Source organism: Streptomyces fructofermentans (genome assembly GCF_014651055.1).
GTDB classification, from domain to species: domain Bacteria; phylum Actinomycetota; class Actinomycetes; order Streptomycetales; family Streptomycetaceae; genus Streptomyces; species Streptomyces fructofermentans.
The window spans coordinates 144,307-167,674 of record NZ_BMWD01000018.1 but is presented as its reverse complement, the minus strand read 5'-3'; the positions used below and the strand labels follow the sequence as shown (position 1 = coordinate 167,674).

21 protein-coding genes are annotated in these 23,368 nt (G+C 72.8%); 10 read left to right on the top strand and 11 right to left on the bottom strand.

Features of this window, described 5'->3' with window-relative positions; translation table 11 throughout:
- Positions 1 to 66: 66 nt before the first annotated feature.
- The gene (locus tag IE265_RS24030) at positions 67 to 1,383 is read right to left on the bottom strand and encodes a CynX/NimT family MFS transporter (RefSeq protein ID WP_373303004.1); all 1,317 of its coding nucleotides are present in this window, start codon (positions 1,381 to 1,383) and stop codon (positions 67 to 69) included.
- A gap of 120 nt (positions 1,384 to 1,503) precedes the next feature.
- Between IE265_RS24030 and IE265_RS24025 the strand changes: the two genes are divergently transcribed.
- Positions 1,504 to 2,178, top strand: coding sequence for a FadR/GntR family transcriptional regulator (locus tag IE265_RS24025; protein ID WP_190037730.1), 675 nt, complete (start codon positions 1,504 to 1,506; stop codon positions 2,176 to 2,178).
- Between the two features lie 130 nt (positions 2,179 to 2,308).
- Here IE265_RS24025 and IE265_RS24020 read toward each other — a convergent pair whose 3' ends face one another.
- From IE265_RS24020 to fabG, 3 genes are all read right to left on the bottom strand, one after another.
- Positions 2,309 to 2,629, bottom strand: a complete 321-nt coding sequence (locus IE265_RS24020; RefSeq protein WP_190037762.1) for a hypothetical protein — start codon at positions 2,627 to 2,629, stop codon at positions 2,309 to 2,311.
- Positions 2,630 to 2,876: 247 nt separating this feature from the next.
- Positions 2,877 to 3,644 (bottom strand): enoyl-ACP reductase FabI, encoded by a 768-nt coding sequence (gene fabI / locus IE265_RS24015; protein ID WP_190037729.1) that lies wholly within the window; start codon positions 3,642 to 3,644, stop codon positions 2,877 to 2,879.
- A gap of 5 nt (positions 3,645 to 3,649) precedes the next feature.
- Positions 3,650 to 4,354: a 3-oxoacyl-[acyl-carrier-protein] reductase gene (gene fabG / locus IE265_RS24010; RefSeq protein ID WP_190037728.1), complete on the bottom strand. Its 705-nt coding sequence runs from the start codon at positions 4,352 to 4,354 to the stop codon at positions 3,650 to 3,652.
- Positions 4,355 to 4,541: 187 nt separating this feature from the next.
- Here fabG and IE265_RS24005 point away from each other — a divergent pair, with 187 nt between their 5' ends.
- The 3 genes from IE265_RS24005 (at position 4,542) to tyrS (ending at position 8,826) form a co-directional block, all read left to right on the top strand.
- Positions 4,542 to 6,065 carry a TldD/PmbA family protein gene (locus IE265_RS24005; protein ID WP_190037727.1) on the top strand — a complete coding sequence of 508 codons (1,524 nt, stop codon included), beginning with the start codon at positions 4,542 to 4,544 and terminating at the stop codon, positions 6,063 to 6,065.
- Complete coding sequence (locus IE265_RS24000) at positions 6,062 to 7,465, top strand: metallopeptidase TldD-related protein (protein ID WP_190037726.1); 1,404 nt, start codon at positions 6,062 to 6,064, stop codon at positions 7,463 to 7,465. The genes IE265_RS24005 and IE265_RS24000 overlap by 4 nt, the downstream gene beginning before the upstream one ends.
- A 92-nt stretch (positions 7,466 to 7,557) precedes the next feature.
- Positions 7,558 to 8,826 (top strand): tyrosine--tRNA ligase, encoded by a 1,269-nt coding sequence (gene tyrS / locus IE265_RS23995; protein ID WP_190037725.1) that lies wholly within the window; start codon positions 7,558 to 7,560, stop codon positions 8,824 to 8,826.
- Positions 8,827 to 8,899: 73 nt separating this feature from the next.
- Here tyrS and IE265_RS23990 read toward each other — a convergent pair whose 3' ends face one another.
- Entirely contained in the window at positions 8,900 to 9,175 is a 276-nt protein-coding gene (locus IE265_RS23990; RefSeq protein ID WP_190037724.1) for a GlsB/YeaQ/YmgE family stress response membrane protein, read from the bottom strand.
- A 244-nt stretch (positions 9,176 to 9,419) separates the two neighbouring features.
- On the opposite strand from IE265_RS23990, the gene IE265_RS23985 reads away from it, so the two are divergent.
- Both IE265_RS23985 and IE265_RS23980 read left to right on the top strand, forming a co-directional pair.
- Complete coding sequence (locus IE265_RS23985; protein WP_190037723.1) at positions 9,420 to 9,806, top strand: DUF3099 domain-containing protein; 387 nt, start codon at positions 9,420 to 9,422, stop codon at positions 9,804 to 9,806.
- 382 nt (positions 9,807 to 10,188) lie between these two features.
- Positions 10,189 to 10,425, top strand: a complete 237-nt coding sequence (locus IE265_RS23980) for a hypothetical protein (protein ID WP_190037761.1) — start codon at positions 10,189 to 10,191, stop codon at positions 10,423 to 10,425.
- 160 nt (positions 10,426 to 10,585) lie between these two features.
- On the opposite strand, the gene moaA is transcribed toward IE265_RS23980, so the two are convergent.
- From moaA to IE265_RS23965, 3 genes are all read right to left on the bottom strand, one after another.
- On the bottom strand, positions 10,586 to 11,575 hold the full coding sequence (moaA, locus tag IE265_RS23975) for a GTP 3',8-cyclase MoaA (protein ID WP_190037722.1): 990 nt from the start codon (positions 11,573 to 11,575) through the stop codon (positions 10,586 to 10,588).
- 176 nt (positions 11,576 to 11,751) lie between these two features.
- Entirely contained in the window at positions 11,752 to 13,380 is a 1,629-nt protein-coding gene (locus tag IE265_RS23970) for a monocarboxylic acid transporter (RefSeq protein ID WP_190037721.1), read from the bottom strand.
- Positions 13,377 to 13,733: a DUF485 domain-containing protein gene (locus IE265_RS23965; protein WP_190037720.1), complete on the bottom strand. Its 357-nt coding sequence runs from the start codon at positions 13,731 to 13,733 to the stop codon at positions 13,377 to 13,379. The genes IE265_RS23970 and IE265_RS23965 overlap by 4 nt, the downstream gene beginning before the upstream one ends.
- Before the next feature lie 458 nt (positions 13,734 to 14,191).
- On the opposite strand from IE265_RS23965, the gene IE265_RS23960 reads away from it, so the two are divergent.
- The 4 genes from IE265_RS23960 to IE265_RS23945 all read left to right on the top strand — a co-directional run bounded on the left by IE265_RS23960 (position 14,192) and on the right by IE265_RS23945 (position 20,383).
- The gene (locus tag IE265_RS23960) at positions 14,192 to 15,718 is read left to right on the top strand and encodes a S8 family peptidase (protein WP_190037719.1); all 1,527 of its coding nucleotides are present in this window, start codon (positions 14,192 to 14,194) and stop codon (positions 15,716 to 15,718) included.
- A 140-nt stretch (positions 15,719 to 15,858) separates the two neighbouring features.
- Entirely contained in the window at positions 15,859 to 17,394 is a 1,536-nt protein-coding gene (locus IE265_RS23955; protein WP_190037718.1) for a S8 family peptidase, read from the top strand.
- Between the two features lie 158 nt (positions 17,395 to 17,552).
- Entirely contained in the window at positions 17,553 to 19,112 is a 1,560-nt protein-coding gene (locus IE265_RS23950) for a CoA transferase (protein ID WP_190037717.1), read from the top strand.
- 203 nt (positions 19,113 to 19,315) lie between these two features.
- Complete coding sequence (locus IE265_RS23945; RefSeq protein WP_373303002.1) at positions 19,316 to 20,383, top strand: CopD family protein; 1,068 nt, start codon at positions 19,316 to 19,318, stop codon at positions 20,381 to 20,383.
- Between the two features lie 134 nt (positions 20,384 to 20,517).
- Here the strand turns inward: IE265_RS23945 and IE265_RS23940 are convergent, their stop codons facing one another.
- Genes IE265_RS23940 through IE265_RS23930 form a run of 3 tightly spaced genes read right to left on the bottom strand, consistent with a single transcriptional unit; the run spans position 20,518 to position 23,173 of the window.
- Positions 20,518 to 21,561 carry a zinc-dependent alcohol dehydrogenase family protein gene (locus IE265_RS23940; RefSeq protein ID WP_190037716.1) on the bottom strand — a complete coding sequence of 348 codons (1,044 nt, stop codon included), beginning with the start codon at positions 21,559 to 21,561 and terminating at the stop codon, positions 20,518 to 20,520.
- A gap of 20 nt (positions 21,562 to 21,581) precedes the next feature.
- Positions 21,582 to 22,259: a lysoplasmalogenase gene (locus IE265_RS23935; protein WP_190037715.1), complete on the bottom strand. Its 678-nt coding sequence runs from the start codon at positions 22,257 to 22,259 to the stop codon at positions 21,582 to 21,584.
- The gene (locus tag IE265_RS23930) at positions 22,256 to 23,173 is read right to left on the bottom strand and encodes a sterol desaturase family protein (RefSeq protein WP_190037714.1); all 918 of its coding nucleotides are present in this window, start codon (positions 23,171 to 23,173) and stop codon (positions 22,256 to 22,258) included. The genes IE265_RS23935 and IE265_RS23930 overlap by 4 nt, the downstream gene beginning before the upstream one ends.
- Between the last annotated feature and the right edge of the window lie 195 nt (positions 23,174 to 23,368).

The following is a 23,368-nucleotide window of genomic DNA, read 5'->3' as shown; positions in this document are numbered from 1 at the left end:
AGCCGCGTGGCGCCCGTGCGGCCGGCCGGCGGTGGCGCGGGCCCGGCGTCCGGAATGCCCGCGGGATCAGCGGGCGGCGGCCTCGTCCTCGACGGTACGGTCCCGTCCCGCCAGGACGCCCACCACGATCTGCGGGACCATGAGGCCCGCCATGAGGGCGATCGGCAGGCCCCAGCCGCCGCTGTGCTGGTAGAGCACGCCCACCAGGAGCGGCCCGGGGATCGAGATGAGGTACCCGGTGCTCTGCGCGAAGGCGGACAGCTGGACGACGCCGGCCCCGGTCCTGGCCCGCATGCCGACCATCGTGAGGGCCAGCGGGAACGAGCAGTTGGACACGCCCAGCAGCACGGCCCACAGCCAGGCGCCGCCCGCCGGGGCGAGGTGGAGGCCTGCGTATCCGGCGAGGCCGCAGGCGCCCAGGGCGATCACGATCGGCCCCTGCCGGGGCAGCCGGGTCGCCAGCCGCGGGATGACGAAGGCGAGCGGCACCCCCATCACCATCGTGACGGCGAGCAGGAGCCCCGCCGTGCCCGCCGGCACACCGGCGTCGCGGAAGATCTGCGCCATCCAGCCCATGGTGATGTAGGCGGCGGTGGCCTGGAGACCGAAGAAGACGGCGAGCGCCCAGGCCGTACGGCTCCGGGTGATCCGCAGCGCCGGGGCCTCCGGGGCGGGGGCCTCCCGTGCGGGGACCGTGCGCGGGGCGGGGACCCGGGAGCGCTCGGGGGACAAGGCCGTGTCCCGGGCGCGGACCAGGGGGATCCAGGGCAGCACGGCGACGGCCGCGAGGAGCGCCCAGACGGCCAGACCGGCCTGCCAACTGCCGCCCAGGGCACGGGTCATGGGCACGGTGACGGCGGCGGCCGAGGCGGTGCCGAGCGCGAGGGCCATCGAGTACAGGCCGGTCATGGAGCCGACCCGGTCCGGGAACCAGCGCTTGACGATCACCGGCATGAGGACGTTGCTGACCGCGATGCCCATCAGCGCGAGGGCGCTGGCGGCCAGGAACCCGGCCGTGTTCCCGGCGAACGGCCTGATCAGCAGGCCCGCGGCGATCGCCAGCATGCCGGCGCACACGACGGCGGCGGGGCCGAAGCGGCGGGCGAGGCGGGGAGCCGTGATCCCGAAGACGGCGAAGCAGAGGGGCGGCACGGAGGTGAGGACGCCGGCCAGGCTGCCGCTCATGCCGAGCCCGTCGCGCACCTCTTCGAGGAGGGCGCCGAAGCTGGTGATGGCGGGTCGCAGGTTGAGGGCCGTGAGCACGATGCCCACGACCACCAGGCGGGTCAGCCACGCGCGCGGTGCGGGCGCCGGGCGCTCCGCCTCGGGTGCGGCTCCGCGTACGGGTGCGGACGTCGCGGTCCGGGTCTCCTCGCCAGTCATGGAGCCCATCATAGAATCATGGGATGATTGGTTGTCCAGTTCGTTGGGCTGGGCCCGTTGGTGCACAATCCCCTGACACGTGTTCCGGTGCCCGGCGCACCCCCGGCGCGAAGGACCCCCATGCCGCTGAGCCACCCCCGCCGATCGGCCCTGTCCGAGCAGGTCATCGCCGCGCTGCGGAACCAGATCACCTCGGGTGAGTGGCCGGTGGGCTCCCGCATCCCCACCGAACCGGAGCTGGTCGAGGAGATGGGGGTCGCGCGGAACACCGTCCGGGAGGCGGTCCGCGCCCTCGCGCACAACGGCCTGCTGGACATCCGCCAGGGCTCGGGCACCTATGTCGTGGCGACCAGCGAGCTGGCGGGCGTGATGCACCGGCGTTTCGCGGACGCCGATCCGCGCCATGTCGCCGAACTGCGCTCCACCCTGGAGTCGAGCGCCGCGAGCCTGGCCGCCGGGCGCCGCACCGAGCGCGATCTGCGACAGCTCGACGCGCTCCTCGTACGCCGGGACGAGGCCTGGGAGTCGGGGGACGCCGAAGCGTTCGTGGCCGCGGACACGACCTTCCACCTGGCCGTGGTGGCCGCCTCCCACAACGACGTCATGACCGCGATGTACGCGGACCTGGGCGAGGTCGTGCGCGACTGGCTGCGCGAGGACGTGGGCGCGGAGCTGACGCCGGAGACGTACATGGACCACACGCGCCTGGTCGACGCGATCCGCGCGGGCGACGCGCAGGGCGCCGCCGACGAGGCGGCCGGCTATCCGTTCGTGTGCCGCCCGGGACGCCCCTGACACCTCCGGCCGGCCCCGGTGCGCAAGGCGCCGGTGCCGGGGCCGACGCCTGCACCGACGCGCCCGGCGCCCCTGCCGTATGGAGCCGCGGGGACGGGCCGGACGGACCGGCGGGGACGGTCGGGTCCCGTCACTTCCGGTGGCTGACCCAGGCCGAGCGGACCTCCTTCCAGCACCGGCCGGTGAGCCGTACGGTCTGCGCGGGTCCCGCCTCGGCCCTGGGCCCGTCCGTGTCTATGTCCCACCAGCGTTCGCACTCGACGTGCAGTGCGACGTGGTCGGTCTCGGGATACGGGTTGTGGCAGTAGGCCGTCACCGACGAACCGTCGACCGCGGTCCGGCACGCCGCCCCGAAGGGCCTGGGGGCGGGCTCGCCGGCCCGGGGCGCGGTCGTCGTGTGCGAGGCCGCCTCCTGCGGCAGCGCGAGCGGCAGGGTCAGGGCGAGGAGCAGGACGACCGGGGGCGCGGCGAAGCCGCTCCAATGGAGCCGATGCTTGCAGCGGGGCTGGGACAGGCGCACAAGGGAACCTCCTCGGCCGGGCTGGGGAGGGCATCTCGGGAGGGGAACTCCTCCTCCAGAGTGGACGCCGACCGGCCCCCACCGCCCGGCCGGTGCGGCCGAACGGGTGACGCCCCGCCCTCCGCGCGATGCGGGGGACGGGGCGCCGGATTCCGTACGGGAGCGCTCGCGCGCGGACTCACGCGCCGATCGCGTGCAGCCCGCCGTCCACGTGGACGATCTCGCCGGTGGTCTTCGGGAACCAGTCGCTGAGCAGCGCGACGACACCGCGGCCGGCCGGCTCGGGGTCCTTGAGGTCCCACTCCAGCGGGGAACGCTCGTCCCAGACGGCGGCGAGGTCGCTGAAGCCCGGGATGGACTTGGCGGCCATGGAGCCGAGCGGGCCCGCCGAGACGAGGTTGCAGCGGATGTTCTGCTTGCCCAGGTCGCGCGCCATGTAGCGGCTGGTGGCCTCCAGGGCGGCCTTGGCCGGGCCCATCCAGTCGTACTGCGGCCAGGCGAACGAGGCGTCGAAGGTGAGACCGACGACCGAGCCGCCGTTCTGCATCAGCGGCAGGCAGGCCATGGTCAGGGACTTCAGGGAGAACGCCGAGACGTGCATCGCCGTGGCGACCGACTCGAACGGCGTGTTGAGGAAGTTGCCGCCGAGGGCGTCCTGCGGCGCGAAGCCGATGGAGTGCACGACGCCGTCGAGGCCGCCGAGCTCCTCGCCGACGATGTCGGCCAGGCGCGCGAGGTGCTCCTCGTTCGTGACGTCCAGCTCGATGACCTTGGCGGGCTTCGGCAGCTTCTTGGCGATGCGCTCGGTCAGGGTGGGCCGCGGGAACGCGGTCAGGATGATCTCGGCACCCTGCTCCTGGGCCAGCTTGGCCGTGTGGAAGGCGATGGAGGACTCCGTCAGCACACCCGTGATCAGGATGCGCTTGCCCTCGAGAATTCCGCTCATGGTGATCAGTGACCCATTCCCAGTCCGCCGTCAACCGGGATGACGGCTCCAGTGATGTACGAGGCGTCGTCCGAGGCGAGGAACCGCACCGTCGCGGCGATCTCCTCGGGCCGCGCGTAGCGGCCCAGCGGGACCTGCTTCACGATGCCCGCGCGCTGCTCGTCGGTGAGCACCTTGGTCATGTCGGTGTCGACGAAACCGGGCGCGACGACGTTGAAGGTGATGTTGCGCGAGCCCAGCTCACGGGCGAGCGAGCGCGCGAAGCCGACCAGTCCGGCCTTCGAGGCGGCGTAGTTCGCCTGGCCCGCCGAGCCGAGCAGCCCGACGACCGAGGAGAGCAGCACGACCCTGCCCTTCTTGGCGCGCAGCATGCCACGGTTGGCCCGCTTCACGACCCGGAAGGCGCCGGTCAGGTTGGTGTCCACGACGGACGTGAAGTCGTCCTCGGACATCCGCATGAGGAGCTGGTCCTTGGTGACGCCGGCGTTGGCGACCAGGACCTCGACCGGGCCGTGCTCGGCCTCGATCTCCTTGTAGGCCTGCTCCACCTGCTCGCTGTCGGTGATGTCGCACTTGACCGCGAGGAAGCCGGCCGGGGGCTCGCCCGAGCGGTACGTGATCGCGACCTTGTCGCCCGCATCGGCGAACGCGCGGGCGATGGCGAGGCCGATGCCCCGGTTTCCTCCGGTGACGAGAACCGAGCGGCTCAACGGATCACCCTTTCGATAGCCGGTCTGGTACCTCGAAAACCTATCGGTACCGTCCCGGGTACGGAGAATCGGGCACCGACAGTGGCGTACGGGACTCACTGTCGGATCCCTACAGAAAGACCTGGCCCCCGGGTGCGCCCGCGCGACATGATCGGACCCGACAGGCAACGACAGCAGGGAGACCTCCGTGCCCCATTCCATCGACGAAGCCTTCACGGCACTGCCGCTCAGGGCCTTGGCCGACGCGGCGCTCGCGCGGGCCCGGGCGCTGGGCGCCGAGCACGCGGACTTCCGGTTCGAGCGCGTGCGCAGCGCGGCCCGGCGGCTGCGCGACGCGAAGCCCGCGGGGTCCTCGGACACCACGGACCTCGGGTACGCGGTGCGGGTGGTGCACGGTGGGACGTGGGGGTTCGCGTCCGGGGTCGATCTGACGATGGACGCCGCCGCGCGGGTCGCGGGGCAGGCCGTCGCGATGGCCAAGCTGTCGGCCCAGGTGATCAGGGCGGCGGGCTCGGACGAACGCGTGGAGCTCGCCGACGAGCCGGTGCACGAGGACAGGACCTGGATCTCCTCGTACGCGATCGACCCCTTCTCCGTGCCCGACGAGGAGAAGTCGGGGCTGCTGTCGGAGTGGAGCGCGCGGCTGCTGTCGGCGCGCGGGGTCAGCCATGTCGACGCCTCGCTGATGACCGTGCACGAGAACAAGTTCTACGCGGACACGGCCGGGACCGTGACGACGCAGCAGCGCGTGCGGCTGCACCCGCAGTTCACCGCCGTCGCGGTGGACGAGTCGAGCGGCGAGTTCGACTCGATGCGCACGATCGCGCCGCCCGTGGGGCGCGGCTGGGAGTACCTGACCGGCACCGGCTGGGACTGGGAGTCGGAGCTGGAGCAGATCCCGGAGCTGCTCGCCGAGAAGATGCGGGCGCCCAGTGTCGAGGCGGGTCTGTACGACCTGGTCGTCGACCCGTCGAACCTGTGGCTGACGATCCACGAGTCCATCGGCCACGCCACCGAGCTGGACCGCGCCCTCGGCTACGAGGCCGCGTACGCGGGGACCTCCTTCGCCACCTTCGACCAGTTGGGCAAGCTGCGGTACGGCTCCGAGCTGATGAACGTCACCGGCGACCGCACCGCCGAGCACGGTCTCGCGACCATCGGGTACGACGACGAGGGTGTCGCCGGGCAGTCCTGGGACCTCGTGAAGGACGGCACGCTCGTCGGGTACCAGCTCGACCGGCGGATCGCGCGGCTGACGGGCTTCGAACGCTCCAACGGCTGCGCGTACGCCGACTCCCCCGGCCATGTGCCCGTGCAGCGGATGGCCAACGTGTCGCTCAGGCCGGACCCGGGCGGGCTGTCCACGGAGGGGCTGATCGGGAGCGTCGACCGCGGTATCTACGTGGTGGGCGACCGCTCCTGGTCGATCGACATGCAGCGCTACAACTTCCAGTTCACCGGGCAGCGGTTCTTCAAGATCGAGAACGGCCGGATCACCGGTCAGCTGCGGGACGTCGCCTACCAGGCCACGACCACGGACTTCTGGGGCTCGATGGCGGCGGTCGGCGGCCCCCAGACCTATGTCCTCGGCGGCGCCTTCAACTGCGGCAAGGCCCAGCCCGGGCAGGTCGCCGCGGTCTCGCACGGCTGCCCCTCCGCCCTCTTCAAGGGCGTCAACATTCTGAACACCACGCAGGAGGCCGGTCGATGAGCGCCCGCACCGACAAGCAGAGCAAGCCGTACGAGGTCGTCGAGCGCGCCCTCGCGCTGTCCCGGGCCGACGGCTGCGTCGTGATCGCCGACGAGCACTCGTCGGCGAACCTGCGCTGGGCGGGCAACGCCCTGACCACGAACGGCGTCACACGCGGGCGCACGCTGACCGTCATCGCCACCGTCGGCGGCCGGGAGGGCACCGCGTCCGGTGTCGTCTCGCGCTCGGCGGTCACCGCGGACGAGCTGGAGCCGCTGGTGCGGGCCGCCGAGGCCGCGGCGCGCGGCGCGGCCCCGGCCGAGGACGCGCAGCCCCTCGTCGAGGGCGTGCCCGCCTCCCCCGACTTCACGGACGCGCCCGCCGAGACCTCGTCGGCGGTCTTCGCGGACTTCGCGCCGGCGCTCGGCGAGGCCTTCGCCCGCGCGCGGGCCGGCGGCCGGGAGCTGTACGGGTTCGCCAACCACGAGCTGGTGACCAGCTACCTCGGCACGTCCACGGGGCTGCGGCTGCGGCACGACCAGCCCAACGGCACGCTGGAGCTGAACGCCAAGTCGCCGGACCGTACGCGCTCGGCGTGGGCGGGCCGCTCGACGCGCGACTTCAAGGACGTGGACCCCGCCGCGCTCGACGCGGAACTGGCCGTCCGGCTCGGCTGGGCCGAGCGGCGGGTGGAGCTCCCCGCCGGACGGTACGAGACGCTGCTGCCGCCGACGGCCGTCGCCGACCTGCTGATCTACCAGATGTGGTCGGCCGCTGCCCGGGACGCGGCCGAGGGCCGGACCGTGTTCAGCAAGCCGGGCGGGGGCACGCGCGTCGGCGAGAAGCTGACCGACCTGCCGCTGACACTGCGCAGCGACCCGAACGAGCCGGGCCTGGAGTCCGCGCCGTTCGTCCTCGCCCACTCCTCGGGCGACGACGCCTCCGTCTTCGACAACGGGCTGCCGCTGCGGGCCACGGACTGGGTCCGAGCGGGCGAGCTGCGGCAGCTGACGAGCACGCGGCACAGCGCGGCCCTGACCGGGCTGCCGGTGGCGCCCGGCATCGGGAACCTCGTACTGGACGGCGGCACGGACACGTCCCTGGAGGAGATGGTCGCCGCGACCGGGCGCGGGCTCCTGCTGACCTGCCTCTGGTACATCCGCGAGGTCGACCCGGCGACGCTGCTGCTCACCGGCCTCACCCGGGACGGCGTGTACCTGGTCGAGGACGGCGAGGTCGTCGGCGAGGTGAACAACTTCCGGTTCAACGAGTCGCCGGTGGGACTGCTGGGGCGGGCGACCGAGGCGGGGCGGACGGAGAAGACGCTGCCGCGCGAGTGGAGCGACTGGTTCACCCGGGCCGCGATGCCCGCCCTGCGGGTGCCGGATTTCAATATGAGTTCTGTCAGCCAGGGCGTATAACCTCGTACCCGGCTGTCGACCGACCGCCCCACGAGCATCCCGGCGGCCGAGCGCGCCACCGGGCGAGCACCATCCGAGGAGATACGAGAACCGTGACGGACATCGTCGACGAGCTGAAGTGGCGTGGGCTGTTCGCCCTGTCCACCGACGAGGACGCCTTGCGCAAGGCGCTCGCGGACGGTCCCGTCACGTTCTATTGCGGCTTCGACCCGACCGCGGCCAGCCTGCACGTCGGGCATCTGGTGCAGGTGCTCACGATGCGCCGGCTCCAGCAGGCGGGCCTGCGCCCGCTGGCCCTGGTGGGCGGCGCGACCGGCCAGATCGGCGACCCGCGCCCGACGGCGGAGCGCACGCTGAACGACCCGGAGACGGTCGCCGCCTGGGTCGGCCGGCTGCGTTCCCAGATCGAGCCGTTCCTGTCCTTCGAGGGCACGAACGCCGCGGTGATGGTCAACAACCTGGACTGGACGGCCGGTCTGTCGGCCATCGAGTTCCTGCGGGACATCGGCAAGCACTTCCGGGTCAACAAGATGCTCACGAAGGACTCGGTCGCCCGGCGCCTGGAGTCCCAGGAGGGCATCAGCTACACCGAGTTCAGCTACCAACTGCTCCAGGGCATGGACTTCCTGGAGCTGTACCGCAGGTACGGCTGCACGCTCCAGCAGGGCGGCAGCGACCAGTGGGGCAACCTGACGGCGGGCCTGGACCTGATCCACCGGCTGGAGCCGGAGGCGCAGGCGCACTGCATCGCGACGCCGCTGATGGTCAAGGCCGACGGCACCAAGTTCGGCAAGACCGAGGGCGGCGCGGTCTGGCTGGACCCCGCGATGACGACGCCGTACGCGTTCTACCAGTTCTGGCTGAACGTGGACGACCGGGACGTCTCGACGTACCTGCGCATCCTGTCCTTCAGGTCCCGCGAGGAGCTGGAGGAGATGGAGCGGCTGACGCAGGAGCGTCCGCAGGCCCGCACCGCCCAGCGCGCGCTGGCCGAGGAGCTGACGACGCTGGTGCACGGCGCCGGGCAGACGGCCGCCGTGATCGCCGCGTCGAAGGCGCTGTTCGGTCAGGGCGAGCTGGACGGGCTGGACGCGGCGACGCTGGGCGCCGCGCTCTCCGAGGTGCCGCATGTCCGGGTCGCCGAGCTGGGCCCGGTGGTGGACCTGCTCACCGAGGTCGGCCTCGCGCCCAGCAAGTCGGCCGCGCGGCGCACGGTCAAGGAGGGCGGCGCCTACGTGAACAACGTGAAGGTCGCCTCCGAGGACGCCGTGCCGGCGGTGGAGGACCTGCTGCACGGGCGGTGGCTGGTGCTGCGCCGCGGCAAGAAGAACCTGGCGGCCGTGGAGGTCACCGGCGCCTGACGCGCCCCGCGGTACGGACACGCACGACGGAAGGGGGCGGGGCCGCGACGGCCCCGCCCCCTTCCGCCTGCTGTCAGGCTCTCTGCTTGTTGCCCCGGAGTGCCATGTACATCCGGTCGCCCAGGTAGACGAGGACGATCGCGGCGGCGAGCTGGAGGATGTGCCGTCCCCAGTCGATGCCGCGGGTCTCCTCGATGCCGAACCCGCGGGCGATCGCGTTGCCCACGATCGCGCCGAGGATGCCGAAGATCGTGGTCAGCCAGAGCGGGCTGTGCTGCTTGCCCGGAATGATCGCCTTGGCCAGCAGTCCCAGCACGAACCCGACGATGATCGCCCACAACCAGCCCATGGCTGCCTCCTGTACGGCTCTCGGTGAGCATTGCGGCCATCGTCCGCCCGTACGCCGTACGACGCATGTCGGGTGCATCCATACGCGGTACTGCCCGGTCACCGTCGTCGGGAGGGGTCCCGACCCGGTCTCGTGGCCCGTCCGGCCGAGGGCGTACCGTGGTTGCTGTCCGAGCCCGGTCCCGCGACCGGGACGGGCCGGTACGGGCCGATCAGTGTCCGAGTCAAGCAGGCGGTGGAACGTGATGCGGAAGCAGAGCAACGTCCAGGTCTTCCGGATCACCGGAGCCAGGCAGGGACTGGCGGACGACGTGCGGGGCAGACAGCGCCGCTACATCATCTCGATGTCCGTCCGCACGCTGTCGGTGGTCCTCGCGGCCACGCTCTGGAACGTCGAACGGCACGTCGCCGTCGTCGCCCTGGCCCTCGGCGTGCTGCTGCCGTACGTGGCCGTGGTGATCGCGAACGCGGGCCGGGAGAACGTGACCTCGCTGCCCTCCACCTTCGTGGCGGCTCCGACGCGTCCGGTGCTCGCGGCTCCCCGCCCGGAGCCCTTCGCGGAACCCGTCCCGGAGGACGTCGGCGCCGACGCCGGCACCGGTCCGCGGGACGAACCGGTCGAGCGGACCTGACCACGGACGATGCCCCGGAGGCGGTCCGCGGGGCCCTGTCCGGCTCAAGAAAAGCTCAGATCAATCATGTTGTTCCAGTGCCGGGCGGCAGGTTACCCGTGACATACTTCGTACGCGCTCCGCATCCCCCGTCGGAGCGACAGACCGACGCCGGGCAGCTCCCCCCGTGGCTGCTCGGCGTCGCCTTTTCGTGAGCCGCTCAGCCGCTCCGACCTCCCCGTGAAGCACTCCCGCAGGCCCCCGTGCGCGCTCGCGCGAGCCGTGCCGCGGGCGTCGCGGTCCGCGCGACTCCCGTCGTCGGCGGCACCGGGCCCGGTCCGGGGACCGAGGGCGGGAGGCGCCGGGAGGACCCGGCGCCGGGGGCGTTAGGGTCGGGCACGTGATGCTGAACGTTCCCGGTTCCGAGCCGTCCTCGCCCATCTGCTCCGCGAAGGGCTGCCGTGCGGACGCGGTGTGGGTGCTCGCCTGGAACAACCCCTCGCTGCACACCCCGGAACGGCGCAAGACCTGGCTGGCCTGCGAGGAACACCGCGAGCACCTCTCCGGCTTCCTCGGTGTGCGCGGCTTCCTGAAGGACGTGGTCCCGCTCTCCGAGTGGGAGGCACCGGACGCCCCGTAGGCCGTGTCCCGCGGCGCGACAACGCGTCACGTCACCGGCGGGCCGACGGGTCGCCCCGGATGCCGTCGGCCGGTACGACCGGGGGCCGGGGGCCGTGCGGGACGGCCTTCCGCCGGCGCAGGGCTCGACGGGACGGACCGTGCCGGGTCTCGCGCGGCGGTCAGCCACCGATGGCCGACATGGGCCTGTCCGGCTGGACGAACGAGGGGTCGTCCAGGCCCGCGCCCGCCTTCTTCCCCCACATCGCGAGCCGCCACAGGCGGGCGATCTCCTCGTCGGACGCCTCCGAGCGCAGCGCGGCCCGCAGGTCCGTCTCCTCACGGGCGAACAGGCAGGTCCGCACCTGTCCGTCGGCCGTCAGGCGCGTACGGTCGCAGGCGGAGCAGAAGGGGCGGGTCACTGAGGCGATCACGCCGACCCGGTGCGGGCCGCCGTCCACGAGCCACCGCTCGGCGGGGGCCGAGCCCCGCTCCTCGGAACCCTCCTCGGTCAGCTCGAAGCGGGTCCGCAGGGAGGTCAGGATGTCGCCCGCGGTGATCATGCCGTCGCGCTTCCAGCCGTGCTGCGCGTCGAGCGGCATCTGCTCGATGAACCGGAGTTCGTAGTCGTTCTCCACGGCCCAGGCGAGCAGGTCGGGGGCCTCGTCGTCGTTGAGGCCCGGCATCAGGACGGTGTTGACCTTGACGGGGGTCAGACCCGCGTCGCGGGCCGCTTCGAGGCCCTCGACGACGTCCTTGTGGCGGTCGCGGCGGGTGAGCGTCCTGAAGACGTCGGGGCGCAGCGTGTCGAGCGAGACATTGACCCGGTCGAGGCCGGCGGCCTTCAGCGCGGCCGCGGTGCGCCTGAGGCCGATGCCGTTCGTCGTCAGGGACATCCGGGGGCGCGGCTCCAGCGCGGCCACCCGCTCCACGATGCCGACGAGGCCGGGGCGCAGCAGGGGCTCGCCGCCGGTGAAGCGGACCTCGGTGACTCCGAGGCGGCCCACGGCGATGCCGACGAGGCGGACGATCTCGTCGTCCGAGAGGAGGTCGGGCTTGGCCAGCCACTGCAGGCCCTCCTCGGGCATGCAGTACGTGCACCGGAGGTTGCACCGGTCGGTCAGCGAGACGCGCAGGTCGGTGGCCACCCGGCCGTAGGTGTCGATGAGCACGTGGGGCCCCCTCCCTCGTTGTGGACCTGGACACGGTCCGGACTGGTCCGGAGCGATCAGTCCGACCGATACCTGCGAGCCTACGTGACGGGACCGACAAAGCGACCTGCCCGATCCGACGAGACGCGCCGCGGCCGCGTCGTAGGTCCCTACGACGCGGCCGCGCGGTGGGACGGTCAGTGCGCTCCGGTGCCGGTGAGGGAGCGGACCTCCAGCTCGGCGTACTTGCCGGTGTCGGGCGCCTCCTTCGACAGGATCGTGCCGAGCCAGCCGAGCAGGAAGCCGACCGGGATCGAGATGATCCCCGGGTTCTCCAGCGGGAACCAGTGGAAGTCGACGTCCGGGAACATCGAGGTGGCCTTGCCGGAGACCACCGGCGAGAACAGCACCAGGCCGACCGCCGTGGTGAGGCCGCCGTAGATCGACCACAGCGCGCCCTGGGTGGTGAACCGCTTCCAGAACAGGCTGTAGAGGATGGTCGGCAGGTTCGCGGACGCGGCGACCGCGAAGGCGAGGGCGACCAGGCCGGCCACGTTGAGGTCGCGGGCGAGGGCGCCGAGGCCGATCGAGACGACGCCGATGGCGACCGTCGCGTAGCGGGCCGCGTTGACCTCCTCCTTGTCGGTCGCCTGGCCCTTCCTGATGACGTTCGCGTAGATGTCGTGCGCGAACGACGAGGACGAGGCGAGCGTCAGTCCCGCGACGACCGCGAGGATCGTGGCGAAGGCGACGGCCGAGATGGTGGCGAGGAGGATCGCGCCCCATGCGGAGTCCACGCCGCCCAGATGCAGGGCCAGCAGGGGTGCCGCGGTGTTGCCCGCCTTGTTGGACGCGACGATCTCGTCCTGCGAGATGAGGGCCGCCGCTCCGAAGCCGAGGGCGATCGTCATCAGGTAGAAGCCGCCGATGATGCCGATGGCCCAGTTCACGGACTTCCGCGCGGCCTTGGCGTTCGGGACCGTGTAGAAGCGGATCAGGATGTGCGGCAGGCCGGCCGTGCCCAGGACCAGCGCGATGCCCAGCGAGATGAAGTCGATCTTCGACGTGGTCGTGAGGCCGTACTTGAGGCCCGGCTCCAGGAAGGCCGCGCCCTTGCCGCTGTTGTCGGCGGCCGAGCCGAGCAGGTCGGAGATGTTGAAGTTGAACTTGAGCAGCACCAGGAAGGTGATGAGCAGGGTGCCGCCGATGAGCAGCACGGCCTTCACCATCTGCACCCAGGTGGTGCCCTTCATCCCGCCGATGGTGACGTAGACGATCATCAGGATGCCGACCAGGGCGACGATGCCGATCTTCCCGGCGTCACTGGTGATGCCGAGCAGCAGCGAGACGAGGACGCCCGCGCCCGCCATCTGCGCCAGCAGGTAGAAGATCGAGACGACGATCGTGGAGGTGCCGGCGGCGGTGCGCACGGGGCGCTGGCGCATGCGGTACGCGAGGACGTCGCCCATCGTGTACCGGCCGGAGTTGCGCAGCGGTTCGGCGACCAGGAGCAGCGCCACCAGCCAGGCGACGAGGAAGCCGATGGAGTACAGGAAGCCGTCGTACCCGAAGAGGGCGATGGCGCCCGCGATGCCGAGGAACGACGCGGCGGACATGTAGTCGCCGGAGACGGCGAGACCGTTCTGGAAGGCGCTGAACTGGCGTCCGCCCGCGTAGAAGTCCGCGGCGTCCTTGGTCTGCCGGCCCGCCCAGACGGTGATGACGAGGGTGGCGACGACGAAGACGGCGAAGAGCGAGACGATCAGCGGCCGGTGCTCGCTCGCCTCGCCCGCCGCGAGCTGGACCTGGGTGATCGCGGGGCTCATGCGCCGCCCTCCATCCGGGACTTGATGGCATCGGCCTTGGGGTCGAGCTGCGCGGCGGCGTGCCGCGAGTACCACCAGGCGATGAGGAACGTGGTGACGAACTGGGCGATTCCCAGCACGAAGGCGACGTTGATGTTGCCGAACAGCTTGGTGCCCATGAAGTCGCCCGCGTAGTTCGAGAGCAGGACGTACAGCAGGTACCAGACGATGAAGCCGACGGTCAGCGGGAAGGCGAACGAGCGGTGCGAGCGGCGCAGTTCACCGAACTCGTCGCTCTCCTGCACCGCGACGAACTCCTCGGTGGTGGGCAGATGAGGTTCGGCTTTCGCCGGAGGCGGTGCGTCGGTGGCCACGGAGTCTCCTCGCGTTGCGGGTGCGGTTGCGACGGTGGACGGGGGTGCCTGGGATGCGGACGGGGGCGACCCGGAGTCGGACGGGGATGTCCGGGGGTCGGGGGACTGGGGGGACGTGCCGGGTACGGACATGGCTGGTTTCTGACCTCACGGTGATGTGGATCACGTGGACCGGGCGGCCGTGCTCGGACCTCCCGGGCGTGGTCCCGCAGGGGGCTGGATGGTGCTCGTGCTCCCTGCTCAACGTCACGGAGCCGCACGGGGAGCGGTTCAACACGCGTTGCTTCTTTCCGAAGTCACCCGCCTGATCACGACCTGCATTTCGCACGACATCCCCTGAACTCATTGCTGGCCAGGGAGGGCGGGAGATAGCTTCGCCCTGCACCACTCCGTCATGTACCTGCCCGATCACCACCTGTGTTCGGGCCGGTTCCGTTTCAGGATGATGTGGAGATCCCATGGCTCATCTGCGCTCCGGACGCCGTCTCGCCCTCGCCGTGCCGGTCGTGCTGTCCCTGACCGCCTCGCTGGGCTTCCTGCCGGGCTCCGCCTCGGCCGCCGCCCCGCGGTCCGCGCCCGCCGCCACCGCGGCGGACGGACCCGATCTGGCGTACGTGGTCAACACGAGAACCGACCACCGGACGCTCGCGTCGGTGCGCAGGGCGATAGCCGGGGCCGGCGGGACCGTCGTCGTCACGTACGACAGGATCGGCGTGATCGTCGCCCACTCGGCCGACCCCGACTTCGGCCCGCGGATGCGCGCCGTGCGCGGTGTGCAGTCCGCCGGTGCCACGCGCACGACACCGCTCACCGCGGCGGGAACGACGGACGAGGGCGCCGCCGACTACCTGTCGGCCGCCGAGGCCGCGAAGGTCGAGGCCGCCGCGGCCCCCGGGAGCGAGCCCCTCGAGGCCGACCAGTGGGACCTGCGCGCGATAGGCGCCGACAAGGCCGCGGCGATCAACCCGGGCAGCCGGAAGGTCACGGTCGGGGTGATAGACACGGGTGTCGACGACACCCACCCCGATCTGGCGCCGAACTTCTCCGCGTCGCAGTCCGCCAACTGCGTGGGCGGGGTGGCCGACACGAGCGAGGGCGCCTGGCGTCCGTACACCGCCGACGACTACCACGGCACGCATGTCGCCGGTGAGATAGCCGCCGCCCGCAACGGCGTCGGCGTCGCCGGTGTCGCGCCCGGCGTGAAGGTCTCCGGCATCAAGGTCAGCGACCCGGACAACGGCCTGTTCTACCCGGAGAGCGTCGTCTGCGCCTTCGTGTTCGCCGCCGACCACGGCGTGGAGATCACGAACAACAGCTACTACGTGGACCCGTGGCTCTACAACTGCATGGACGACCCGGACCAGCGCGCGATCGTCGACGCGGTGAACAGGGCCCAGCGGTACGCCACGAAGAAGGGCACCCTGCACCTCGCGTCGGCGGGCAACTCGAACCACGACCTCGCCTCGGACGCGATCGTCGACGAGTCGAGCCCGGACGACTCGACCCCGGTCACCCGCACCATCGACCCGAGCGAGTGCTTCGACGTACCGACGCAGCTGCCCGGCGTCGTCACGGTCAGCGCGACGGGCGTGCAGAACCTCAAGTCGTACTACTCCACGTACGGCAAGGGTGTCATCGACGTCGCCGCGCCGGGCGGTGACCGGCTCTACCAGATCCCGGACACCCCGTCGAAGAACGGCCGCATCCTCTCCACGATGCCGAACAACCAGTACGGCTTCCTTCAGGGCACCTCGATGGCGTCGCCGCACGCCGCCGGTGTCGCCGCGCTCCTCAAGTCGGAGCACCCGCGGGCCACTCCGGCCCAGCTCCAGGCGCTGCTGAAGGCGCAGGCGGGCAACCCCGGCTGCCCGGACTCGTACGACCAGAACGGCGACGGCACGCAGGACGCCACCTGCGAGGGCGGCCCGCGCGTGAACGGCTTCTACGGCTTCGGCATCGTCAACGCACTCAAGGCGGTCAAGTAGGCGGCACGGTCCGCCACTCGGGGAGTGCGGCACCCCGCCGCCCCGGACGCGCGCCGTCCCCGGGACCGCTCCCCCGACCGCACACGGACTCGGACCCGCACGGCCCGTACCGCTCGTCAAGCGAACGAACTGGAGACAGCATGACAGCGCCTCGTACGCGCTCCCGCCGCTACATCGCCATCCCGCTGGGAACGGCCATGGCGACGGCTCTCGCCTTCCTTCCGAACGTCAACGCGTCGGCCGCCCCCGCGGACGACCCGGCCGGCCTCGCCGCGCAGGTGTCGGCGGAGGCCACCCCGCTCAGCTACGTCGTCAACGTCCGCCCCGGACACGGGCCTTCGGCCCAGGTCAAGAAGGCCATCGCGCGGGCCGGCGGCACCGTCGTGACCTCGTACGACCGAATAGGCGTCGTCGTCGTCCACTCGTCGAACGCCGACTTCGCGAAGACCGTGCGCAAGGTGCGCGGCGTGGAGTCGGCCGGCGCGACGCGCACCGCGCCGCTGCCCGCCCAGTCCACGACCGACGTGGGCACGCCCAAGGTGCTCACCGCGGAGGAGATCGCCGACGTCGAGGCCGCCGCGGGCCAGGACCCGCTGCAGCCGCTCCAGTGGGACCTGCCCGCCATCAAGGCGGACAAGGCGCACGAGAAGTCGCTGGGCAGCCGCAAGGTCACGGTCGCCGTGATCGACACCGGCGTCGACGACACGCACCCCGACATAGCGCCGAACTTCGACCGCGAGGCCTCGGTCAACTGCGTCTCGGGCAAGCCGGACACGACCGACGGGGCCTGGCGGCCGAGCGCCGCCGAGAGCCCGCACGGCACGCATGTCGCGGGCGAGATAGCCGCGGCGAAGAACGGGGTCGGCATCACGGGCGTGGCGCCCGGTGTGAAGGTGTCGGGCATCAAGGTCTCGACGACGGCCGGCTTCTTCTACACCGAGGCCGTCGTGTGCGGCTTCATGTGGGCGGCCGAGCACGGCGTGGACGTCACGAACAACAGCTATTACACCGACCCCTGGTACTTCAACTGCAAGAACGACCCGGACCAGAAGGCGCTCGTCGAGGCCATCACCCGGGCGTCGCGGTACGCGGAGAAGAAGGGGACGGTCAACGTCGCGGCGGCGGGCAACGAGAACTACGACCTGTCCGCGGACGAGATCACCGACCCGACCTCGCCCAACGACACGACTCCGGGCGAGCGTGTCATCGACCCGTCCGAGTGCCTCGACATCCCGACCCAGCTGCCGGGTGTCGTCACGGTCGCGGCCACGGGCGCCAAGGGCCTCAAGTCGTCGTTCTCCAACCACGGCCTGGGCGTCATCGACATCGCGGCCCCCGGCGGCGACTCGACCCGCTTCCAGACCCCGGCCCCGCCGGCCACCAGCGGCCTGATCCTCGGCCCGCTGCCCGGCGGCAACTGGGGCTACATGGCCGGAACGTCGATGGCGTCGCCGCACGTCGCGGGTGTCGCCGCGCTCATCAAGTCGAGGCACCCGCACGCTCCGGCGGCCCTGGTCAAGGCACTGCTGTACGCCCAGGCCGACGCCACCCCGTGCACCGACCCGTACGACATCGACGGCGACGGCAAGGCCGACGCGGTCTGCGAGGGCCCGAAGAACCACAACGGCTTCTACGGCTGGGGCACCGCGGACGCGCTGGACGCGGTCACCAGGTAGCACGCGTGAGACCGGCGTCCCCCGACCGGCACGACCGGCCGGGGGCGCCGAGACGAAGGGCCGGGCGGATCTCCGCCCGGCCCTTCGCGTCGTGCCCGCGGCGCACCCCGGCCTCCCGGGTGGGCATGTTGATCCGGTACACGCTGCACAGTGTCCCCATGACCGCTGTGGACAGGGAGTACGCGGAGTCCGCCTGGGCGGCGCTCGGCGGCGACCCCGCGCTGCTCGCACGGGTCTCGACGGTGGTAAGGGCCGGGGCGCTCGAAGCCCGGCTGCCCGTACGGGAGATGGCGCGGGCGTGCGTCGGGGCGTGCGCGCTGGCCGCCGCCGAACTGGGCGCGCGCCGGTCCGGGCGGGCGGTCCCGCCCCGGGCGCCGGCCGGGGGCGCGGCCGGGGCGCCGGGCGACGACGTGCCCGGGGTGCGGGTCGACGACGGAGCGGTCGCCGCGGCGTTCGTGAGCGAGCGGCATCTGCGGGTCGCGGGGCGGGCGCCGGTCTCCTTCGCGCCCCTGTCGCGGTTCTGGCGGACACGGGACGGCTGGGTGCGCACCCATGCAAACTACCCGCACCACCGGGCGCGGTTGTCGGCCGCGCTGGAGCTGCCCGACGACACCGGGTCGCTCGCCGCCGTGCTCGCCGAGCGGTCCGCCGCCGAGGTCGAGGAGACCGTGACGGCCGCCGGGGGCCTCGCCGTCGCCCTGCGCACACCGCGGGAGTGGGCACGGCACCCGCAGGGGGCGGCCGTGGCGGACCGGCCCCTCGTCGAGCGCGAACGGCTGGACCGGGCGGGTGTCCGGACGCGCACGGCGGCGGGCCACGACCCGCTGCTGCCCGCCGCCGGACTGCGGGTGCTCGACCTGACCCGCGTCATCGCCGGACCCGTCGCGACCCGCACGCTCGCGCTGCTCGGCGCCGACGTGCTGCGGATCGACCCGCCGGGGCTGCCCGAACTCGCCGACCAGCACCTGGACACGGGGTTCGGGAAGCGGTCGGCCCGCCTGGACCTGTCCGCCGACCGGCGGACGTTCGAGGAGCTGCTCGCCTCGGCGGACGTCGTCGTGACGGGCTACCGGCCCGGCACCCTGGACCGGTTCGGCCTCTCCCCCGCGGCGCTCGCCGAGCGGCGCCCCGGCATCGTGGTGGGGCAGCTCTCGGCGTGGGGGGCGTACGGGCCGTGGGGCGGACGGCGCGGCTTCGACAGCCTGGTGCAGGTGGCGACCGGCATCGCCGCGCTGGAGGGCGCGGGGCACGGGCGGGGCGAGCCGGGCGCGCTGCCCGCGCAGGCCCTCGACCACGGCACGGGGTACCTGCTCGCCGCCGGGGTGCTGCGAGCGGTCACCGACCAACTGGACGCGGGCGGGTCACGGTGTGTGCGGGCGGCCCTGGCGCGGACCGCGCGCTGGCTGCTGGACGGGGCGGCCCCGCACGCCTGCCCCGGCACCCGGGACGGCTTGAATGGCTTGAACGGCTCGAACGGCTCCGGCGGCTCCGACGGCCGGACCGGCTCCGCCGCGCCTGACGGGCGGGACGGCCCGCGCGCCCGCGGCACGGTCTCGTACGGGGACCCGTACGCCGGTCCCGGGCCCTGGCTCGCGGAGACGGACGGCGGGCAGGGGCGGCTGCGGTACGCCAGGTCGCCGGTGTCCTTCGGGGGCGGACCGGCGGACTGGGCACGGCCGCCGGGAGCGTGGGGAGCCGATTCCCCGCGCTGGACCTGAGTCGCGGGCCCCGCCGGTCACGTATGCAGGAACGGAATATCGGGGGAAGGTACGGAATGCACCGGGGCGGGTCGCGGACGGGGCGGGGCGCGGGGTCCGGCGGTGTGCCCGGGGGCGGGGGCCCGGCGGACGCGCGGAATGGCGTTCCACCAGTTGTTTTCCAGGACTTGCCCCGTTCCGGCGCGTCTGGTGAAGATCTTGGGGTGAGTTCGATGAGACCGACTGCCGACACGGGCGGCGAGGCGGGCACGCCCGAGCCGGGCGCGCGCGGGATGGGCACGCCCGGAGTGGGAGCGCCCGGGGCAGGCGCGCCCGGAGCGCTGCGATCCGTCGCGATCCTCGCGCTGGTGGCACTGGCCGCGCTGGTCCCCCTGCTCGGCCCGTCCGTCGCGCTGCGGGGCACGGGCGAGGCGGCCGCGCCCGGGGTGGGCGGGATCGCGTTGCTGCGGGCGGTCCTGTTCGCGGCGCTGTGCGTCCCGGCGGGCGAACTGTTCGCCGCCCGGCTGGCCCGCCGGGTGCCGGACGCGCCGCTGCGGGACGCCCCGCGCAGCTGGGCCCCGGCGGCCGCCGCGGCGGGTTTCGCCGCCGCGCTCTGCCTCGCCTCCGTGGTGGCCAACGGGAACCTGGTGCCGCGCGGCCCGGGCGACCTGGACCTCGGCGGCCTCTACCAGACCAGGGACGGGGCGCTCGCTCTGCTGGAGGTCAACGCCTTCGTGGTGGCGGGCCTGTGCGCCCTGTCGAGCCGCCCCGCGACCCAGGTCTGGCCGCTCGCCGCGGTGGCCGTCGCGGAGGCGCTGCGGGCCCATCCCGCGACCGAGCAGAGTCCGCTGGTCGGCTCCGGTCTCACACTCGTCCATGTGACGTGCGCCGCCCTGTGGGCGGGCGGGCTGCTGCACGTCCTGCGCACCCTGCACCGGTGGCGGAGCGCCGCGCCCGGGGCGGGCGTCGCGCTGCTGGGCCTCTACGCGCGCGTGGCGGCGGTCCTGCTCGCCGTGATCACGGCGACGGGGGTGTGCAGCACATTGCGCAGGATGCCGCCCGGCACGGTGCTGGAGCAGCTCACGGCGACGGCGTACGGACGCGTCCTGCTCGCCAAGGTGCTGCTCGTCGCCGTCGTCGCCGCGCTCGCCCTGTGGGCCCGCGGGCGGCTGCGCCGGGCGGCCGACCCGCTCTCCGCGCACTCCCCCGCGCGCGCCGAGGTCGTGGTCCTGGGCGCGGTCGTCGCGGTCTCGGCCGTGCTCACCGCGCTCCCGGTGCCCATCCGCTGGTGAACGGGGGCCGCCGGGGCAGGACGGCCGGTGACCGGTGACCGGTACCGGTTGCCCGTGCGCCCCCGGACCCGTACGCCGCCGGATCGCCGGCCGACCCGTACGACGGCGGGCCCGCCCGTCCGCCGGGCGGCACGTCAGCCGGTGACCATGACCTTGAGCGCGGTGCGCTCGTCCATCGCCCTGTAGCCGTCCGGTACGCCGTCCAGGGTGACGGTCAGGTCGAACACGGGCGAGGGGTCGACGGTCCCGTCCAGGATGTCGGGCAGCAGCTCGGGGATGTAGGCGCGGACCGGCGCGACCCCGCCGCGCAGGGCGATGTTGCGGTCGAACATGACACTGAGGTCGAGGCCCGTTCCGCTGCCGTGCGGTACCCCGACGAATCCGATCGCGCCGCCGTCGCGGGTGATGTTCACGGCCGTCCGCATCGACTGCTCGGTGCCCACGGCCTCCACGACCGCGTGCGCGCCCTGCCCGCGGGTGAGTTCGCGCACCGCCTCGACGGCCGCCTCCCCGCGCTCGGCGACGACGTCGGTGGCCCCGAAGCGGCGGGCGAGGTCCGTCCGCGCCTCGTGGCGGCCCAGCGCGACGATCCGCTCCGCGCCGAGCCGCTTGGCGGCCAGCACGGCGCACAGGCCGACGGCGCCGTCGCCCACCACGGCGACCGTGGCGCCGGGCCGGGCCCCCGCGCCGAGGGCCGCGTGGTGACCGGTGCCCATGACGTCGGAGAGGGTCAGCAGAGCGGCCAGCAGCCGGTCGTCGGAGGCCGCCTCGGCGGGCAGTCCGACGAGCGTGGCGTCGGCGAACGGCACCCGCACGGCCTCGCCCTGACCGCCGTCGGAGCCGACCGAGCCCCAGAAGCCGCCGTGCTCGCAGGACGTGGTGAGCCCCTCCCGGCAGTAGTCGCACACGCCGTCGGACCACATGAAGGGCGCGACGACGAGGTCGCCGCGCCGGACACCGACGACGTCCGCGCCGATGTCCTCGACGATGCCGAGGAACTCGTGCCCGATGCGCTGTCCGGGCTGCCGTGCCGCCTCGCCCCGGTAGGCCCACAGGTCGCTGCCGCAGATGCAGGAACGCAGCACCCGCACCACGGCGTCGCCCGGCCGGCGCACCGCCGGGTCGGGCACGTCCTCGACACGCATGTCGAAGGGGGCGTGGATGGTGGTGGCGCGCATGGCTGGATCCTGCTTCCTGCTCAGGTGCTGACGGGGCGGCTCTCACGGTACGTGGCCGGAAGCGCCGGGCGCGCGCCGAGGGCCCCGGTCACCCCTCTGGCCAGCAGGTACTGCGCCGCGAGATAGGTCGCCATGATCCACAGGTCCGGGCGCGGAAGCTGCGGCCACTCGGCCACTCCGGTCGCGATGAGCGTGTCCGAAAGCATGAACAGGGCGCCGCCCGCTCCGGCGACGGGGCCGAGCCGCGTGGCGCCGAACGCCATCGCGGTCAGCAGCAGGCTGTACCCGGCGACCGGCACGCGGAGGTCCGCCGGGAGCCCGGGCCACAGGAGGGCGACGGTCGCGACGAGGGCGAGGGCGTACGCGCCGGCCACGAGCCGGGCGGACCGGGTGCGCGGGGCGCCCCTCCTGAACAGGAGCAGGTAGCAGACGTGGCCCGCCGCGAAGGAGGCCATCCCGGCGAGGAAGGCCGGTTCGGCGTCCAGCAGGAGCAGGACGTCGCCGCCCCAGCCGAACAGCAGCGCGGCGACGAGCAGCCGGGGTCCGCCGCTCGCCCGGACGTACGCGGCGAGCAGGGGCATGAGCAGGGGCTTGGCGACGGTGTGGCCGCTCTCGCTGCCGACGGCCAGCGAGACGAGGTCGGCAGCGGCGGCGGCCCCGAAGCAGACGAGCAGCACGCGCGCGTGCCGTGGGCTCACGCGGCGGGCTCCGAGACGGGCGCGTCCGTGCCCGTCCGGTCCGGGGCGGCGGACCCGGCCCGGCCGTCGGGGGACGCGGCGGCGGGCGCGGGCTGCCAGCCCGGTCCCCCGAACACCCGGCCGGCCCGTTCGCGCCAACTGGTGGCCGCCCGCAGGTCCCTGGCGATGGCGGCGTACTCGTGGGTGGCGACCCGCAGCGGGTTGTACGTGTTGATGTTCTTGGTCAGTCCGAACACGGGCCGCTCGGTCTCCGGCACGAACGAGCCGAAGAGCCTGTCCCAGACGATGAGGATGCCGCCGAAGTTGCGGTCCAGGTAGCCGCCCTGCGAGGCGTGGTGGACGCGGTGGTGCGAGGGCGTGTTGAAGACGAACTCGAAGGCGCGGGGCAGCTTGTCGATGCGCTCGGTGTGGATCCAGAACTGGTAGACGAGGTTCGCCGACGAGCAGAACGCGAGGGCCGCCGGGTGGACGCCGAGCGCGATGAGCGGCACGTAGAACGGCCAGACCGTCCAGGTCGTCCACGGCTGCCGGAGAGCGGTGGTGAGGTTGAACCGCTCGCTGGAGTGGTGCACCACGTGGCAGGCCCAGAGGATCCGGATCACGTGGTGCCCGCGGTGCGACCAGTAGTAGAAGAAGTCCTGCGCCAGCAGCATCAGCGGCACGGTCCACCACAGGACCGGAACGCGCAGGGGGGTCAGCTCGTAGACCGCGGTGTAGACGGCGAGGATGGGGATCTTCCACAGGAAGTCGAAGGCCAGACTTCCGAGGCCCATGCCGACACTCGTGGCGGCGTCCTTCGTCTCGTACCCCGCGGCGTCCTCGTCCGGATGGATCCGGACGCTCACCATCTCGACCACGGTGAGCAGGACGAACGCGGGTATCGACCACAGCACGACATCGGGCAGGTTCGGCATGACATGCACCGTAGGACGGCGCGTACGCCACGGCTAGGGGTTGTTACCGACAAGTATTACCGGGGGTACGCGCTTGCTTCTTGGTGATCTCCGCCAAGGGGGGCGCGGGTCCCCTCCCCGCGCCGCGTCCCGAGGCGCCGGCCCGTCCCGGCCCCGGACCGCACCTCGTCGGGGCCCCGCACCTCGTGTCGGGGC

Coding starts and splice junctions, on each gene's coding strand:
- IE265_RS24030 (WP_373303004.1), bottom strand. CDS start 1,383: ATGACTGGCGAGGAGACCCGGACCGCGACGTCCGCACCCGTACGCGGA.
- IE265_RS24025 (WP_190037730.1), top strand. CDS start 1,504: ATGCCGCTGAGCCACCCCCGCCGATCGGCCCTGTCCGAGCAGGTCATC.
- fabI (WP_190037729.1), bottom strand. CDS start 3,644: ATGAGCGGAATTCTCGAGGGCAAGCGCATCCTGATCACGGGTGTGCTG.
- IE265_RS24000 (WP_190037726.1), top strand. CDS start 6,062: ATGAGCGCCCGCACCGACAAGCAGAGCAAGCCGTACGAGGTCGTCGAG.
- IE265_RS23990 (WP_190037724.1), bottom strand. CDS start 9,175: ATGGGCTGGTTGTGGGCGATCATCGTCGGGTTCGTGCTGGGACTGCTG.
- IE265_RS23985 (WP_190037723.1), top strand. CDS start 9,420: ATGCGGAAGCAGAGCAACGTCCAGGTCTTCCGGATCACCGGAGCCAGG.
- IE265_RS23980 (WP_190037761.1), top strand. CDS start 10,189: ATGCTGAACGTTCCCGGTTCCGAGCCGTCCTCGCCCATCTGCTCCGCG.
- IE265_RS23970 (WP_190037721.1), bottom strand. CDS start 13,380: ATGAGCCCCGCGATCACCCAGGTCCAGCTCGCGGCGGGCGAGGCGAGC.
- IE265_RS23960 (WP_190037719.1), top strand. CDS start 14,192: ATGGCTCATCTGCGCTCCGGACGCCGTCTCGCCCTCGCCGTGCCGGTC.
- IE265_RS23955 (WP_190037718.1), top strand. CDS start 15,859: ATGACAGCGCCTCGTACGCGCTCCCGCCGCTACATCGCCATCCCGCTG.
- IE265_RS23950 (WP_190037717.1), top strand. CDS start 17,553: ATGACCGCTGTGGACAGGGAGTACGCGGAGTCCGCCTGGGCGGCGCTC.
- IE265_RS23940 (WP_190037716.1), bottom strand. CDS start 21,561: ATGCGCGCCACCACCATCCACGCCCCCTTCGACATGCGTGTCGAGGAC.
- IE265_RS23930 (WP_190037714.1), bottom strand. CDS start 23,173: ATGCCGAACCTGCCCGATGTCGTGCTGTGGTCGATACCCGCGTTCGTC.